Raw genomic sequence first — 14,202 nt, 5'->3', positions numbered from 1 at the left:
CCCGCCCGTGCCAGGGGCTGGCTCACCCGCCGAGGACCCACTCCACGATCGCCGCATGGCTGGGCGGCAGGTTGCGCTTGGCCGCCAGCGGCACGCACCGGGGGTCGGCGAACGCCCCGGCAGACACCTCGTCCCCGCGGCGCACCGGCATGGCGTGCATGAGCAGGCTCCGCGGGCCGGCTCGGTCCAGCACCTCGGTGGTGATGCGGAAGGGGACGAACGCCTCCCGGTCCGCACCGGGCGTCTGGGCCGCCTTCGGCCAGACGTCGGTGTAGAGGACGTCGGCGCCGGCGACGTCGGCGAGGTCGTGGCTGACCTCGACCCGGCCGGCCGCTCCCCCACCCGCCAGCTCGTCGCGCACCTGCGCCGGCAGCTCGCGGCCCGGCGGGCACACCTGCCGCACGGTCAGCCCGAACGGCACGGTGAGCTCGCACCACGAGCGCAGCGTGTTCGTGTCCGCGCCGACGAAGACGACCACCAGGTCGTCCAGCGGCCCGCGGCGCTGCAGCACGCTGAACGCCTCGGAGAAGATCTCCACCGGGTGGCCGGCGTCGGTCATCGCGTTGACCACCGGCACCGCGCAGGCATCGGCGAGCTCGAGCAGGGTGGCGTGCGCGGGGACGCGCACGACGACGGCGTCCACGGCCCCGGAGAGCACCGCGGCGGTGTCCGCCACCGGCTCGCGCGCCCCGAGCGTCAGCGGCAGGTCCACCCGGTGCGCGCCGACGGCGTCGATGGCGGCGTCGAAGGCGAGCCTGGTGCGCATCGCAGGGCCCTCGAAGATGGTCGCCACCCGTCGGTCCGCGAACCGCGCCCGGCGGCGGGTGCGCTGCTCCTGCCAGCCTGCCGCCGCGATCCAGAGCCGCTCCAGGTCGTCGCGGCCGAGCTGGCGGAGCGAGAGCAGGCTGCGGGCGTGCGGCACCCCGTCAACGTATCGCAGGAGGTCCGGCCGTCCGCGGCCCGCCAGGGTGGGGCCGGCCGCAGTGGCTGGCGGTCAGCCGGCGCCGCCGGTGCGCAGGTGCCAGCACGTTCGACCGGCGTCCGGCCGCCGCCGGGGACGGCGCCAGACTCGGCCGGGTCAGCCGGCGCTGCGGGCGGCGCGGCGCCGGGCGAGCTCGTCCTCCACGGCGGGGGCGTCGTCGTCGTGCGCGCGCTCGGTGGGCAGCTCGGCGAGGGAGCCCTCGACCTCGCGCCAGACCCGGCCGACGGCGATGCCGAACACGCCCTGGCCGCCCTGGACGAGGTCGACGACCTCGTCGGCGGAGGTGCACTCGTAGACCGAGGCGCCGTCGCTCATCAGGGTGATCTGGGCCAGGTCCTCCACCCCCCGCTCCTTCAGGTGGGTGATGGCGGTGCGGATCTGCTGCAGGGAGACCCCGGTGTCGAGCAGCCGCTTGACGACCTTCAGGACGAGGATGTCGCGGAAGCTGTACAGCCGCTGGCTCCCCGAGCCCTTGGCGCCGCGGATGCTGGGCTCGACCAGCCCGGTGCGGGCCCAGTAGTCGAGCTGGCGGTAGGTGATCCCGGCGGCGCGGCAGGCGGTGGGGCCGCGGTAGCCAGTATCCTGGTCCAGGTCCGGCAGGGTGTCGCCGAAGAGCATGCCCTGGGCGCGCTGGGGGACGCCGGGGACGGCACCGGCCGTCGCATCAGTGCCGCTCACAGGCTTCTCCTTCGTCCGTGGACCCCCGCCTTGCAGGATACCGCTGCGGTGGTTCCGATGAGCCAAACGCTAGGACCGGGCCGGGGGCGGGTCAACGAGGCTCGCCGGGGAGCTCCGTCGGCGTGTCGCGGCCGCGTGTCTGACCCTGGACCTCCGGTCGAGCCCCGGCCCAGGTCCTCCCGACCCGACGGTCAGCGCCCGCGCGGCCCGCTCTCCCCCGGCCGGCCGCCCGGCCCCTCGGGCCCGCCGCCCTCCCCCGGGTCGGCGAAGTCCTCCGGCTCCACGCGGGCGAGGAACTCCCGGAACTCCTCCATCTCCCGGCTGTTCTCCGGCCCCTCCTCGGTGACCTCCAGGCCCGCGTCGCGGACCGGGACGCCGGCGACGGCGAGCAGGTCCTCCGCGCACAGCACCGGGCAGCCGGCGCGCAGCGCCAGGGCGATGGCGTCGGAGGGGCGCGAGTCGACGACGACCCCGCCGGAGAGGACCAGCTCGGCGTAGAAGACCCCGTCCTCCACCTTGGTCACCCGCACCTGGGTCACCGAGGCCCCGAGCCGCTTGACGACGTTCATGAGGAGGTCGTGGGTGAGGGGCCGCGGCGGGACGAGCCCGGCCTGCGCCGAGGCGATCGCCGCGCCCTCGCGCGGCCCGATGACGATGGGCAGCACCACGTCACCGCCGGGCACGCCCAGCACGACGACCACCTCGTTGCCCGGCACAGACACACGGACGCCGAGGACGACCATCTCACGCATACGGCAACGGTACGTCGCCGCGCGGGGCGACGCGCAGGGAACCGGCGGGCGCCCGGGCGGTCAGCCCAGCTGCTCGACGGCGCCGCGGAGCAGCTCGGCGTGCAGGCGGGTGTACAGCTCGGCGAGCTCGGCGGCCCGGGCGGCGCCGCGCTCGCGGGCCGCGCCGGAGCGCTGGGCGCGCAGCGGGGCGACGACCTGGTCGATGACGTCGGCCTGCCGCTCGGCGCTGGTGCGCACCGTCCGCAGGTGCCGGGCGCTGATCCCGTGCCGGCCCAGCGCCAGGGCGGCCTGGACGACCTGGACGGCCCGGCCGGGGAACCGGCCGCGGCTGTCGGCGGTGATCAGCCCGGCCAGGGCCAGCTCGTCGAGCTCGGCCTCGGTGGCGCCGGTCAGCTCGCTGATCTCGGCGGCGCTGACCCGGGCGCCCGACGGCGGCGCGACGAGCTCACCGTCCCGGGTGACCACCCGGGCCCGGGACGGCGGGGTCACGGCGTGCCCGGCGTCGAGGTCGGCCAGCTGCTCGCGGATCACCCGCAGCGGCAGGTAAGCGTCGCGCTGCGCGGTCAGGGCGTAGCGGATCCGCTCGACGTCGGCGCGGGAGTACTTCCGGTACCCGGAGCCGGTCCGGCGCGGGCTCACCAGGCCCTGCTCCTCCAGGAAGCGGAGCTTGGAGATGGTGACCGCGGGGAACTCGGGCTTGAGCACCCCGAGCACCGCGCCGATGCTCATCGACGGCTCGTGCGAGACGTCCGGCGGCCAGGGGGTCGGGCCGATGTCCCGGGCGGGGCCGCCGTCGGCCCGGGAGACGCCGTCGGCACGCACCACGCCGTCGGGCCGGGCGAGGCCGTCGGTACGGGCGGGGGCGCCGTCGGCCCGGGCGGGCGCCCCGTCCTGGCGGCCGGCCGTCCCCGGCTCCCGGCGCCGCTCGGGGGCCGGGCTCACCGCTGGTCCGCGCCGCCCGCCGCGGCCTCGCCGCGCTGGGGGCTGGGGTGGTACGTGAGGCGGTACTTGCCGATCTGGACCTCGTCGCCGGCCCGCAGGGTGGCGGTGTCGATCCGCTCGCGGTTGACGTAGGTGCCGTTGAGGCTGCCGACGTCGCGGACGACGAACCCGCTCTCCACCCCGAGGAACTCGGCGTGCCGGCGGGAGACGGTGACGTCGTCGAGGAAGATGTCCGAGCTCGGGTGCCGCCCGGCCGTGGTCCGCTCGGAGTCCAGCAGGAAGCGGGCGCCGGCGTTGGGCCCGCGCTGGACGATGAGGAGGGCGGAGGAGGGCGGGAGGGCCTCGACGGCGGCGGCGTCGTCCGGGCTGAGGCCGCGGGCGACCAGGTCGGTGTCCGGCTCGTGGCCGACGGCGCCGTACCGGGCGGTCGTGGTGGCGTCGGGCCGCTCGTCCGGCCCCGTGCGGCGCTGGCCGGGCTGCTCCGTGGGCGTCATGTAGTTGCCTCCTGCTGCTCGGGGGGCGGGCACCGTGCTGGGCACCACTGTAGAGGTCCCGCCGGTGGGCGCGGCACGCCGGCGGCCGCCCGCGCGGCTCAGCCCGCGTCGTCGGCCGGGACCACCGTGGCGTGCTCGGGCGGGGTGAGCGTGCGGACCGCGGTGATCTCCAGCTCCTCCCGCTCGCTGACCGTGGCGGTCGCGCCGGCGCTGCGGACGGTGGCGAGCGCGCCGCCGGGGATGTCCAGGGCGACGGCGAGCGTGCGGGGGTCCCCGACCGCCGTCCACCGGTAGGGCGGGGCGAGCGTGACGCCGTCGACGACGACACCGCCCGAGCCGTCGACGATCCAGCTGCTGGCGGTCAGCCGCTGCCCGGACAGCTCCACGGACTCCGCGCCGGCGTTGCGCAGCTCCTCCAGGATGGTCACCAGCTGCTGGGCGGAGACCGCCCCGTCGGGGTCGGCGACGGTGAGCACGACGCCGGGGCCGCGCACCGGCAGGGTGCCGGCGAGCACCCCCTGGACGCGTTCCTGCTCCGCGGCCGCCTGCCGGGCGGCCTCCTGGGAGCTGGACGCCGAGCGCAGCTCGGCGAGGTCGGCCTCGAGCGCCTCCTGCTCGGCGGCGAGCTCGTCGTTGCGGGTGCCGAGCTCGTCCAGGAGGCGGACCAGGTCGTCCTGGCGCATCCCGGACAGGGCGTCCCCGTGCACCTGGCGGACCTGGGCGACGACGCCGAAGCCCAGCACCGCGCACAGCACCGCGACGAGGACCTGGGTCCGGGTCAGGCGGGGGACGAGCAGGCTCCGCCAGCCGCCGGTGGCGCGGCGGGGCGCGCCGTCGGGCTTGCGGCCGGGGGCGGGCGGGCCGCCGGCGTCGGGGGCGGGCGCGCCGTCGGGCGTGCGGGGCGCAGTCATGCCTTGAAGATGTGCCGGCGGATGGCGGCGGCGTTGGAGAAGATGCGGATCCCGAGCACGACGACGACGGCGGTGCTCAGCTGCGAGCCCACGCCCAGCTGGTCGCCGAGGAAGACGATGAGGGCGGCGACGAGGACGTTGAAGATGAAGGAGACGACGAAGACGCGGTCGTCGAAGACGCCGTCGAGCCGGGCCCGGACCGCGCCGAAGAGCGCGTCGAGGGCGGCGACGAGGGCGATGGGCAGGTAGGGCTGCACCGCCTGGGGCACCGTCGGCTCGAGGGCCACCCCGGCGACGACCCCGATCAGCAGACCGATGACTGCGAGCACCTACCCCATCCTTCCTGATCCGGCCGGGACGGCGTGGCGGAGTGACTGCGCCGGGGCGCCGTCGAGCTCGAGGTCCTCCGCCGGGGCGACCTCCACGGTGATGCCGTAGGTGGTGCGCAGGACGCCGAGGTGGGTGGCGGCGGCGGTGCGCGCCAGCCCGGTCTGCAGGTCGGCGGGGTCCCCCACCACCGTCACCTGGTAGGGCGAGACCACCGGCACGAGGTTGACCAGGACCGTCTGGCCGGCCGCCCGGATCGCGCTCATCGGCCCCAGCCGCTCGCCGTTGACGGCTATCGCCTCCGCCCCGGCCGACCACAGGGCGTTGACCAGCACCTGCAGGTCCACGTCCTTCACCCGCTGCTCCTCCGCGCCGGGCGCGCCGGAGGTGGCGTTGCGGGAGTCGGTCAGGGTGATGGTGATGCCCGGGCCGCGGACCCGGGCGGAGCCGGCGGCCACGCCGAGGTGGCGCAGGCGCTCCAGCCGGTCCGGGGCCAGCCCGGCCAGGCCCGCGTCGCGCAGCCGCTCGATCTCGGCCTGGCGGTTGGCGTTGGCCTCGCCCAGGTCCCGGCCGTGCGCGGTGCGGTCCTCGATCTGCTCGAGCAGGACCGCCCGCGCCGTCGTCGCGGCCTGCGCCGGGCGCAGCGCCTTGGCGGACCACACCGCACCGGCCCCGATGACGGCGCAGGCGAGCACGATCAGCACCTTGCGCCACGCCGGTGCCGGCGCCCGGGCGCGGTCGCCCCGCTCGACCAGGTACCCCGCGTCCAGGGGGTTGTCCAGCAGGTCGCGGAGCAGCGACATCGACTCGTCCGGCCGCCGCCCGGGACGGGCGGCCGCGCCGTCGCCCGCGCCACCGGCGGCACCCCCGGCGCCGGCGGCCGGGCCCGGTCCGGCGGCGGCGCCGGAGCCCGCCGGGGGCGGGGCCTGGCCCGGCTGCGGGGGCCCGGTCACGTGCCCGCGCGGTGAGACCGGACGATCCGTACCACCTGCTCCGCGTACAGCAGGGCGGCGAACCAGTACAGCCCCACGCCCCACAGCGCGCTGGCCCAGCCGACGGTCCAGGCGACGTGCCCGAGCACGCCGGGTGCGCCGGCGAGCAGGAGCAGGGGGAAGGCGTAGAGGAGCGCGAAGGTCCCGGCCTTGCCGGCGAGGTGGACCGGGAGCGGCCCGTAGCCGTACCGGGTCAGCACCGGCAGCAGCGCGAGCAGCAGCAGGTCCCGGGCGGCGATGACGACGACGAGCCACCACGGGATGATGTCGCGCCAGCCCAGGCCGACGATGGTGACGAAGATGAAGAGGCGGTCGGCGGCGGGGTCGAGGAGCTGGCCCAGCCGGCTGACCTGGTCGAAGCGGCGGGCGATGACGCCGTCGACCCAGTCGCTGGCGCCGGCCACGACCAGCACGACCAGGGCGGCGAGGTCCCGCTCGGTGAAGATGAGGACGGCGAAGACGGGGACGAGCACCAGCCGGGCCGCGGAGATGGCGTTCGGGACGGTCCAGACGCGCTCGGCCCGGGCGGGCGCGGCGCGTCCCGCGGGCTGCGTGCTCACGGCTCCCAGGGTACGCAGCACCGGGTGGCCGACCGGCCGTTGAGACCGGTCCGTGACCTGCCGACGGCGGACCGAGACCGCGCGGTGACCTACCGACCGCGCACCGACCGCCGAGACCGGTCCATGGGCGTGGCCGGCTCCGACCGGCCGGTGCCCCACGGGCGTGGCTAGGGTGAGCTTCTCCGCGGCCGGACCTGCGGCCGCGGCTGGACATTGGAGAAACGCATGCGCTTTGGCCTCTTCCTGCCCCAGGGCTGGCGGTTCGACCTGGCCGGGATCGACGACTCCCAGCACTGGCCGGTGATGTCCGGCCTCGCCCGCCGGGTCGACGGCGGCGACCTGTGGGAGTCCCTGTGGGTCTACGACCACTTCCACACCAGCCCGGTGCCGAGCGAGGAGGCGACCCACGAGGCCTGGTCGCTCATGGCGGCGCTCGGGGCCGTCACCGACCGGGTGCGGCTGGGACAGATGTGCACCTGCATGGGCTACCGGAACCCGATGTACCTGGCCAAGGTGGCCGCCACCGTCGACCACGTCAGCGGCGGGCGGCTGGAGATGGGGATCGGCGCCGGCTGGTACGAGCACGAGTGGCGGGCCTACGGGTACGGCTTCCCCCGCGCCGGGCAGCGCCTGGCGATGCTGGCCGAGGGCGTGCAGATCTTCGAGCAGGCCTGGCGCGAGGGCGTGGTCACCTTCCACGGCGAGCACTACGACGTCGACGGCGCCCTGTGCCGCCCGCTGCCCCTGCAGCCGGGCGGGATCCCGCTGTGGGTCGCCGGCGGCGGGGAGAAGGTGACCCTGCGGATCGCCGCCCGGCACGCCCGCTACACCAACTTCGACGGCACACCCGAGGTGTTCGCCCGCAAGAGCGCGGTCCTGCGCGAGCACTGCGCGGCCGAGGGCACCGACTTCGACCAGATCACCCGCTCGGCGAACTTCAACGTCACCATCGGCCGGGACGAGGCGGAGGTCCGGGGCAAGCTCGCCCAGCTCGAGGCCCGGCTCAGCGCCCACATGGACGCCGACGCCGTCGCCCGCGAGCTCCGCGGGTTCCGCGACCTGCCCGCCTACGGCACCCCTGAGCAGATCGTGGAGAAGCTCGGCGCGCTGCGCGAGCAGGGCCTGGCCTACGGGATCTTCTACTTCCCCGACGCGGCCTACACCACCGAGTCGATCGAGCTCTTCGAGCGCGAGGTCATGCCGGCGCTGCGCTGATCGCGGTCCAGCTGCTGTCGGTGCGCCTGCCCTCGATCGAGGCCACCACCGACCTCGGCATCTTCCTCGCCGCGCTAGTGATCGCGACGGTCATCCCGGTCATCCTCTTCGCCCTCTTCCAGCGGCTGTTCCTGCAGAGCGCGGGCCTGGGCGGGGCAGCCAAGGGGTGACCCGCGGCGCCAAGGGTGGATCGGCGGCGCCATCACGGGCCGACCGGCGGCGCCAAGAGGTGTCCCTGACGGGTGACCACGGCGACGGCGGCTTGGCCGGTGACCGGGACGACGGCGACGACGGCGGTCAGCCGCAGGCGCCGATGGTGCGGCCAGGCCGGCACGCCGATCGCCGCGACGCAGCCGATCCTGAAGGCCGACGGTGCGCATCTGCGGGTGCGCGAGGTGATGATGCCCGGGCGGCTTCCCCGGTCCTGCTCACCGGAGTTCGCACGCGTCAGCCCAACGCGCGCGGTAGCGCGTCCACCGCGCTATGTTCTCGACGCTGAACCAACGACGCAGAGGAGACGCCCGTGTCCGAGAACATCGACCTGAGCTACCAGACCCGCTACTTCGGCGGGTCAACCGGTGGTCACGACGTGGAGCTCGAGTTCGACAAGAAGCTAATGGTGCTCAACCGGCCGCGGCTACGGGTCGACGGCGAACTCGCGGACTCCTCCCGGGTGTTCTACGGCGACAAGGACCTTCGCGCCAGCCTGCCGGACGGCACCGAGATCACGGTCCGTATCCACTCCGGTATGTACGGCGAGCTCAGCCGCCCCCAGCTCAGGCAGCCGGACGGGTCCTGGGTCGACCTGCAGGAGCGCCAGCGGCAGGAGTGAAGGGTGGCGCCCTGCGGCGCATGACTGCAGGGCAATAACGACAACAGTCAACTGCCCTCATTTGGCTCGCGACAGTGCGGGTGCGCGTCGTGGCGGCGCGCACCTGCTCAGCGCTTGCGAAATGCCTACAACCCGCGCAGGTGCGCTCGTGTAACCCGCGCAGGTGGGCTCGTGGCTGGTTGTCCCCATGCCGTGCCAGCCGGTGGGTCAGTGGTCGGGAAGACTGCCGTCGGTGAGGCTGACAGTGACGGTGCGCACGTCGAACGGCGCGGAGACGGCGGTAGTCACTGCGGTGCCCTGGACCGGCTGCCAGACCCCCGAGCCGTTCACCTCGAACTGCCCGCTCCAGCGGACGGTCAGTCCCACGCTGACCGCCTCTGCTGCCCGGGTGTAGGTGTGGGCCACCGTGTGGTTCGGGTACGGCGCCCCGGGCACGGTGGTGGTCACCGGGGCGGAGCCGTCGCCGAAGTCCCAGGTGTAGTCCACCGGGCTGACCCCGACCCGGACCGGGGTGCCCAGCACGACCGTGTCCAGCACCTGCGGGGTGGCATCGGTGAAGACGATGGTGTCGATGTTGACCAGCACCCACCCACGGTCCGGCTGGACCGAGACCGTGCCCGGGGCGATCGGCAGCCGCTGGAGGTCCTGCGCGGTGACCACGACCGGCGGCGGCGCCGGCGGGGCCGGGGCCGCCGGCGCGCCTGGCGGGGCGGGGGCCGTCACCGACGCTCGGGCGGCGCCGGCGCCGTCGGGCTGATCACCGTCCGTTGCCCCGCCTGATCACCGCCGCACCGGGAGAAATCCACCCGCTTGTCCCCCGAGGGCAGCGGGACGTACTCGTAGCAGTCCCCACCACCACCGCCTGTTCCGCCGGCGCCCGCGCCACCGGTACCGGAATCGACGCCGCCGCCCGAACCAGGGCCGTTGCTCGGCACGTGTACGTTCCCGACCCGGGTCGCGGCCCCGTCAGGCCGCCCTCGGGGCCCTACCGGCACCTGTACGGGAGGACGGTGCGACCGTGAAAACCCATCAACATTTATACCATCATCATTCGCGCGTGACCTGTATTGCATTTGCGTCTCAGGCTGTGGCGGGGGGACCTCCATGGCAGTCGCTGCGAACGATGACGGACCAGCCAGGAATGAAACAGCGATGAGCGTGGAAACAGCATGGTGACGCCCGCGACCGGTGGCGTGGCGCTCACTCATCTGGGTCCTCCGTGTCTACTCCATAGATGACCCAAGAGTTGTTTACGCGGCTGACGGCAACGAAGAACGTCAGCCTGCCTTCCTCGAACTCCTCCAACACTGCACCGTCCCCACCTACGTTGACCGACGGCATGACGGTTCCTTCAATCAGAATCTCGAAGTACTCTCGGCCGCCAGACGGGGGACGCCCGTCGACGTACTCGACGACGATGTCGGAGCCGGTCGAGTACCCGCCGTCCCGGTGGAGGTTGGTGACATCTTCGGTCACGCTCGCGCAGAACTTGCAGCCTTCCCGCGACATCGCGTTCCAGTCGGCGAGATCCCCCGTGATGTAGGCGTACGGGAGCAGTCGCAGGGCGTACAGGGCGGCGGCCTTCGCGCCCTCGACGTCGTCGCGCTCCATAGCCCCTGGCCGCTCCGGCTTCTCCACCTCTGGCCGAGTAACGGTGGGCTCGGGGCTCGGGGAGTCCGTGCCCGCCGACGTCTGCGAACTGCTCGTTTCGGTCGGCGCCGGGGCAGCGGCAGGCTCCCGGGAGCAACCGAGCAAGGCTCCCAGGACCAGCGCGGTGCACGCTGCCGCAACGGTGCCCCGTTGCCTGCCGCCCACGGCCATGCGGCGACGGTAGTAGCCGACCATGCTCAACACCAGAGGTTCGGCGACACTTGTGGACAAGCATCTGAGCCGACGAGTCCGCTGACCGGCGGCCCAGCCGTTCGTCAGACAGTTCGGTCAAGCCGAGTCAGGCCATGGGTCACGCCGAGGGCAGGTCCCCGCCCCAAGAACGGCGGCGCATTCTCGCCGTCAGCCGCGCACGGCGTCGGCCACTGCGGCCGCCTTCGCTGCCGCGACCGCGAGCGCGTCGGCGCGCTCGTTGTGCACGTCGCCGGCGTGCCCGCGCACCCACTCGAAGTCCGTCCGGCCGGTGCGGGCGTCGAGCAGGGCGAGGATGTCCTGGATCAGCTGGAGGTTCTCGGGCACCTTGCCGTCGGCCTTGCGCCAGCCGCGGCGCTGCCACCCGCGCGCCCACTTCGTCACGGTGTTGATGACGTACTGCGAGTCTGCTCGGACGAGCAGATCGCCGTCCGGGCCGGCGTGCTGCAGGGCGCGCAGCAGCGCGAGGAGCTCGCCGACGTTGTTGGTGCCGTGCGCCAGCCCGCCGGACTCGCTCTCCCCCGTTGTCTGGTCCACCCAGGCCCAACCAGTCGGCCCCGGGTTGCCCAGCGCGGACCCGTCGGTGGCGATGACCTTGTCGTACCGGGCGTCCGGGACCGTGGCCGCGCCGTCGCGGCCGGTCCCGCGCGTCACACCGCGAGTGGCCGCGGTGGCTGCGGCCGTTCCGCCTGCGCCGGCCGGCCTACCGGCGGTCGCCGACAACCCGGGCCCGCCCGCCGCCGTCGGGCCTCCGCTGCCCGCCTGAGGGGTCAGCCCACGCTCCTCCAGCAGGCTGGTGACGGCGTCAGTGCGCCAGACGTGGAACGGGGTGCCGTCGCGCAGCGTGCGCGCGCTCGCCAGGCCCTCCGCGAGGGCCCGGTCGGTGGCGCGCGAGCCGTCCTTGAGGCCGAGCGCGGTCAGGTGGGTGCCGATCTCCCGGGCGGTGAGCCCGAACGTGGCGCCGAGCTCGGTCTGGGTCGACCAGGTCCTGGACGGCAAACGAGACTCCTCGAGTGGGGCCGGTGCGGCGGGAGCTGCCCGCCAACCCTACCGGTGGGCCCGGCCGTCCCCGTCCGGCTCCGCGTCCGCCTCCGGCTCAGCGTCCGGGTCGGGGTAGCGCCCGCCCGCCGGCACCCGTCCGTCCTCCGGCACCACCGCCCCGGCGCCGAGCAGCGTCACCTCGGCGTCGTCGTCGTCCTCCCCGACCTGCGCCCGGCCACCGACCCGGGCGCGCTCGTCCACGACCGCCCGGTGCACGCGGGCACCGCTCTCCACCCGCACCCCGTCCAGGAGGACGCTCTCGCTGACGACCGCGCCGGGCGCGACGTACGCCCCGGGGGACACCACGCTGCGGCGCACCGTGCCCTCCACCACGGCGCCGGGGGCGAGCAGGGAGTCCACGACCTCCGCCTCGGCGTGCACCCGGGCGGCGGCGCTGTGCAGCCCGCGGGTGGCGATGGGCCAGGCCGGGTCGTCCAGGTCGAACGGCGGGTCGCGGAGCCAGTCCAGGTGGGCCTGCCAGTAGGCCGGCACGGTGCCGACGTCCCGCCAGTACCCGTCGTGCCGGAACTCCACCGCGTCGCCGTCGGCCACCAGCGCGGGCAGGACGTGGTCCCCCAGGTCGCCCAGTCCGCTCGGCCCGGCGCCGTGCGCCCGGTGGACCTCCTCCAGGGTGGTGAGCAGGGCGTCGGGCCGGAACGCGAAGACCTCGGTGGTCACCAGGTCGCTCGCCGGCCGTTCCGGCTTGTAGGCGTAGTCGGTGATGCGGCCGTCGGACACCTGGACCACGCCGTAGCGCGAGACGTCCCCGCCCAGCCGCGTGGTCACCATCGTCACCGCCGCCCCGGACGCCAGGTGGTGGGCGACGACGTCCGCGTAGTCCATCCGGTAGACGGCGTCGGCCGAGGCGACCAGCACAACCTCCGGGTCGTCCGCGCGGACCGCCTCCGCCTTGCGCCACAGCGCGTCGGCCGTCCCGGCGTGCCAGCCCTCCCGCTCGTCGCCCTGGTGCGGGCCGAGGAGCTGCAGGCCGCCCCGGGTCCGGTCCAGGTCCCAGGGCCGGCCGCCGGCGAGGTGGACGTTGATCGACTCGGGGAAGAACTGCTCCACCACCCAGGCGTCGGCGATGCCCGAGTTCGCCGCGTGCGCCAGCGGGAAGTCCACCAGGCGGTGGCTGCCGGCGAACCGCAGCGCGGGCTTGGCGCGGTGGTCGGTGAGCGTCTCCAGCCGGCCGCCGGCACCGCCGGCGAGGACGACGAGCAACGTGCGGGTCGGGGCCATGGTGCTCCTGCAGCTCGGGAACGGGATGTCCGGCCCCCCACGATGACCCGGCCGGGGCCGGCGCACCACCGGAGCCGGGCGCCGGCCGGAGCCTCGTGGTCACGTGCGGGGGTGGCCCGGCTCGGAGCGGCCGGGCCGGGTGGCGACCGGTCGGGGTGACGCGGCGCCGTAGTGCGCCGGCCGGTGCGGGGTGGCGCGGCGCCGTCATGCGCCGGCCAGACGCTGGCGGGACGAACAGCCCACGCCGGAGCCTCCCGGCATGGGAACCTGTCGGTGACTGCCCGCCGCGCGAGGGAGCCGTGGTGGGCTCGCGCGAGGTGAGGAGAGTCGCCATGGCGTCCACCGATGCAGAGACGGGCAAGGTCGTCGTCGGGACCGACGGCTCGGCGGGGGCGGCCACCGCCGCGGACTGGGCGGTCGGGGAGGCCCGCCGGCGCCAGACTGGCGTGCACCTGCTCGCCGCCATCCCATGGCCGGCGTACGTGCGCGCCTACGACGTGACCGCGCCCGAGGGCCTGCTCAGCGCGGGCGAGCGGCTCGCCGAGGAAGCCGCCGAGCGGCTGCGCCGGGACCACCCCGACATCCCGGTCACCGCCGCCGCGGTCCTCGGCGATCCCGCCGCCGAGCTCGTCCGCGCCTCTTCCCAGGCGGCGCTCGTCGTCGTCGGCGCCCGCGGGCTGGGCCGGCTCACCGCCACCCTGGTCGGGTCCGTGTCCCAGAAGGCCGCCGCGCTCGCCGCCGGGCCGGTCGTCGTCGTCCGCGGTGGGCCGGGGGCGCCGGACGGGCCGGTCGCCGTCGGCGTGGACCCCGCCGACGGCGCCGCGGAGGTCATGCGGTACGCGGCGGACGACGCGCGCCGGCGGGGCACGAGCGTCCGCCTGGTCCACGCCACCCGGCGCGGCGAGGCGACCGCCCTGATCAGCGACGCCGGACGGGAGCTGCTGGGCGAGGCGGACCGGCGCGCCGACGAGGGCGCCCAGGAACTCCTGCGGGAGTGGCGGCAGCGCTACCCCGACGTCCCGGTCGAGCTGCACCAGCCGGCGGAGCCACCCGTCGAGGCGCTGGTGCGGGCGGCCGCGGACGCCTCCCTGCTCGTGATGGGCAGCCGCGGGCACGCCGGGCTGGCCGGCCTCCTGCTGGGCTCGGTCAGCCAGGGCGTGCTGCACCGTGCGCCGGTCGTGGCGGTGGTGCCCGTGCGGGCCTCGGGCGCACCCGGCGGGGCCGACGACGCCACGGCGGAGGCAGCCGCCGGGGCGTGAACCGGACCCGGCACCGTGCCGGGGCCACATGCCGAACCACGGGGGAAGTCAGGCGCCGTGGAGTCCCGCGATGTCGCGCCGGTAGCTGCTCGGGGTGACGGCGGCGACGGCGGCGACG

The 14,202-nt window shown here is 75.2% G+C and carries 17 protein-coding genes; 4 read left to right on the top strand and 13 right to left on the bottom strand.

Features of this window, described 5'->3' with window-relative positions; translation table 11 throughout:
* Positions 1-22: 22 nt before the first annotated feature.
* From MF406_RS08920 to MF406_RS08880, 9 genes are all read right to left on the bottom strand, one after another.
* On the bottom strand, positions 23-922 hold the full coding sequence (locus tag MF406_RS08920; protein ID WP_242892056.1) for an ornithine carbamoyltransferase: 900 nt from the start codon (positions 920-922) through the stop codon (positions 23-25).
* Positions 923-1,078: 156 nt separating this feature from the next.
* A complete protein-coding gene (locus tag MF406_RS08915) occupies positions 1,079-1,600 on the bottom strand; it encodes a MerR family transcriptional regulator (RefSeq protein ID WP_242897744.1) in 522 nt (173 codons plus the stop codon).
* A 251-nt stretch (positions 1,601-1,851) separates the two neighbouring features.
* A complete protein-coding gene (locus MF406_RS08910) occupies positions 1,852-2,412 on the bottom strand; it encodes a bifunctional nuclease family protein (protein ID WP_242892053.1) in 561 nt (186 codons plus the stop codon).
* A 60-nt stretch (positions 2,413-2,472) separates the two neighbouring features.
* The gene (locus tag MF406_RS08905; protein WP_242892050.1) at positions 2,473-3,354 is read right to left on the bottom strand and encodes a MerR family transcriptional regulator; all 882 of its coding nucleotides are present in this window, start codon (positions 3,352-3,354) and stop codon (positions 2,473-2,475) included.
* A complete protein-coding gene (locus tag MF406_RS08900) occupies positions 3,351-3,848 on the bottom strand; it encodes an FHA domain-containing protein (RefSeq protein WP_242892049.1) in 498 nt (165 codons plus the stop codon). Before MF406_RS08900 ends, MF406_RS08905 begins: the two co-directional genes overlap by 4 nt.
* Before the next feature lie 98 nt (positions 3,849-3,946).
* Positions 3,947-4,759, bottom strand: a complete 813-nt coding sequence (locus MF406_RS08895) for a DUF881 domain-containing protein (RefSeq protein ID WP_242892047.1) — start codon at positions 4,757-4,759, stop codon at positions 3,947-3,949.
* Positions 4,756-5,088, bottom strand: coding sequence for a small basic family protein (locus tag MF406_RS08890; protein ID WP_242892044.1), 333 nt, complete (start codon positions 5,086-5,088; stop codon positions 4,756-4,758). The genes MF406_RS08895 and MF406_RS08890 overlap by 4 nt, the downstream gene beginning before the upstream one ends.
* On the bottom strand, positions 5,089-6,039 hold the full coding sequence (locus MF406_RS08885) for a DUF881 domain-containing protein (protein ID WP_242892041.1): 951 nt from the start codon (positions 6,037-6,039) through the stop codon (positions 5,089-5,091).
* Entirely contained in the window at positions 6,036-6,638 is a 603-nt protein-coding gene (locus MF406_RS08880) for a CDP-alcohol phosphatidyltransferase family protein (RefSeq protein WP_242892038.1), read from the bottom strand. The genes MF406_RS08885 and MF406_RS08880 overlap by 4 nt, the downstream gene beginning before the upstream one ends.
* Before the next feature lie 225 nt (positions 6,639-6,863).
* On the opposite strand from MF406_RS08880, the gene MF406_RS08875 reads away from it, so the two are divergent.
* From MF406_RS08875 to MF406_RS08865, 3 genes are all read left to right on the top strand, one after another.
* A complete protein-coding gene (locus MF406_RS08875; protein ID WP_242897656.1) occupies positions 6,864-7,853 on the top strand; it encodes an LLM class F420-dependent oxidoreductase in 990 nt (329 codons plus the stop codon).
* A gap of 20 nt (positions 7,854-7,873) precedes the next feature.
* Positions 7,874-8,023 carry a hypothetical protein gene (locus MF406_RS08870; RefSeq protein ID WP_242897655.1) on the top strand — a complete coding sequence of 50 codons (150 nt, stop codon included), beginning with the start codon at positions 7,874-7,876 and terminating at the stop codon, positions 8,021-8,023.
* A gap of 353 nt (positions 8,024-8,376) precedes the next feature.
* The gene (locus MF406_RS08865) at positions 8,377-8,685 is read left to right on the top strand and encodes a hypothetical protein (RefSeq protein WP_242897654.1); all 309 of its coding nucleotides are present in this window, start codon (positions 8,377-8,379) and stop codon (positions 8,683-8,685) included.
* Positions 8,686-8,892: 207 nt separating this feature from the next.
* On the opposite strand, the gene MF406_RS08860 is transcribed toward MF406_RS08865, so the two are convergent.
* From MF406_RS08860 to MF406_RS08845, 4 genes are all read right to left on the bottom strand, one after another.
* Positions 8,893-9,408: a PKD domain-containing protein gene (locus tag MF406_RS08860; RefSeq protein WP_242897653.1), complete on the bottom strand. Its 516-nt coding sequence runs from the start codon at positions 9,406-9,408 to the stop codon at positions 8,893-8,895.
* A 477-nt stretch (positions 9,409-9,885) separates the two neighbouring features.
* The gene (locus tag MF406_RS08855) at positions 9,886-10,323 is read right to left on the bottom strand and encodes a DUF6318 family protein (RefSeq protein WP_242897652.1); all 438 of its coding nucleotides are present in this window, start codon (positions 10,321-10,323) and stop codon (positions 9,886-9,888) included.
* 372 nt (positions 10,324-10,695) lie between these two features.
* A complete protein-coding gene (locus MF406_RS08850) occupies positions 10,696-11,544 on the bottom strand; it encodes a ribonuclease H (protein WP_242897651.1) in 849 nt (282 codons plus the stop codon).
* A gap of 48 nt (positions 11,545-11,592) precedes the next feature.
* Complete coding sequence (locus MF406_RS08845; protein ID WP_242897650.1) at positions 11,593-12,825, bottom strand: glucose-1-phosphate adenylyltransferase family protein; 1,233 nt, start codon at positions 12,823-12,825, stop codon at positions 11,593-11,595.
* A 332-nt stretch (positions 12,826-13,157) separates the two neighbouring features.
* Here MF406_RS08845 and MF406_RS08840 point away from each other — a divergent pair, with 332 nt between their 5' ends.
* Positions 13,158-14,084 carry a universal stress protein gene (locus tag MF406_RS08840; protein WP_242897649.1) on the top strand — a complete coding sequence of 309 codons (927 nt, stop codon included), beginning with the start codon at positions 13,158-13,160 and terminating at the stop codon, positions 14,082-14,084.
* Positions 14,085-14,202: the final 118 nt, after the last annotated feature.

This window comes from Georgenia sp. TF02-10 (assembly GCF_022759505.1).
GTDB lineage: Bacteria > Actinomycetota > Actinomycetes > Actinomycetales > Actinomycetaceae > TF02-10.
Note: the sequence above shows the minus strand (reverse complement) of the source record. Positions and strands in the feature narration are given on the sequence as shown.

Coding starts and splice junctions, on each gene's coding strand:
- MF406_RS08900 (WP_242892049.1), bottom strand. CDS start 3,848: ATGACGCCCACGGAGCAGCCCGGCCAGCGCCGCACGGGGCCGGACGAG.
- MF406_RS08840 (WP_242897649.1), top strand. CDS start 13,158: ATGGCGTCCACCGATGCAGAGACGGGCAAGGTCGTCGTCGGGACCGAC.
- MF406_RS08875 (WP_242897656.1), top strand. CDS start 6,864: ATGCGCTTTGGCCTCTTCCTGCCCCAGGGCTGGCGGTTCGACCTGGCC.
- MF406_RS08895 (WP_242892047.1), bottom strand. CDS start 4,759: ATGACTGCGCCCCGCACGCCCGACGGCGCGCCCGCCCCCGACGCCGGC.
- MF406_RS08910 (WP_242892053.1), bottom strand. CDS start 2,412: ATGCGTGAGATGGTCGTCCTCGGCGTCCGTGTGTCTGTGCCGGGCAAC.
- MF406_RS08915 (WP_242897744.1), bottom strand. CDS start 1,600: ATGCTCTTCGGCGACACCCTGCCGGACCTGGACCAGGATACTGGCTAC.
- MF406_RS08845 (WP_242897650.1), bottom strand. CDS start 12,825: ATGGCCCCGACCCGCACGTTGCTCGTCGTCCTCGCCGGCGGTGCCGGC.